Genomic DNA, 653 nt, shown 5'->3' on the forward strand with positions numbered 1-653 from the left:
TACGCTTTCAGAGAACGCTCATCTTTCTATTGAGTTAATTATACAATTCATCCGTCTCCATTTCAACGCATTTGAGTTTGTTTCATTCTTTTCATTTTCCTAGTTCAAGGCCTCGGTCATTTTCAATTGATTCTCCCTAATCCGCCTTCCTCTCATCAATCCACTCAAGATGGCGTGGATTACATATCCGTTATGCAGGCCGGCCTGTCATCGCTCAAAGCCGGATTGAAGACTATAATTACGATCTTAATTTCGTTTGGTGGCATTATATTGATCATCAAACGAAAGAACGGGTTGATGTCTTTGACTCTACTGTGGATTTCATGAAGAAATTGATGATCCATATTCCCGACGGAAACTTCAAAATGGTTCGCTATTTAGGCGCTTATACTTCAAGAAAGAAAAAGCTCTGCGCCTGTATTCGAAAGATGCTAAGCAAACCTCGAGCTTGGATACGCAAGAAACTAACCTCCTATCAGGAATTCCGAAAAGAATCAACCGGAATTGATCCTTTACTCTGTTCCTGCGGTCATGTTATGGAATTTGTAGAATCCTTCTTCCCGTCTGGATTGGAGGTGAAAATCAATGAAACGTGGAAATTTGTCGACTGGCAAAACGAACTCGATCCCCTTCAAGTGTACTCAGTGCGGCTT

Annotated in this window: 1 protein-coding gene; it reads left to right on the forward strand. The window is 41.3% G+C overall.

The annotated features are described in order from the left end of the window. Positions 1-185: 185 nt before the first annotated feature. A partial coding sequence (locus HOLDEFILI_RS11425) for a transposase (RefSeq protein ID WP_083787617.1) occupies positions 186-653 on the forward strand: 468 nt, incomplete at its 3' end.

Origin of the sequence: Holdemania filiformis DSM 12042 (assembly GCF_000157995.1) — a bacterium.
Lineage (GTDB): Bacteria > Bacillota_I > Bacilli_A > Erysipelotrichales > Erysipelotrichaceae > Holdemania > Holdemania filiformis.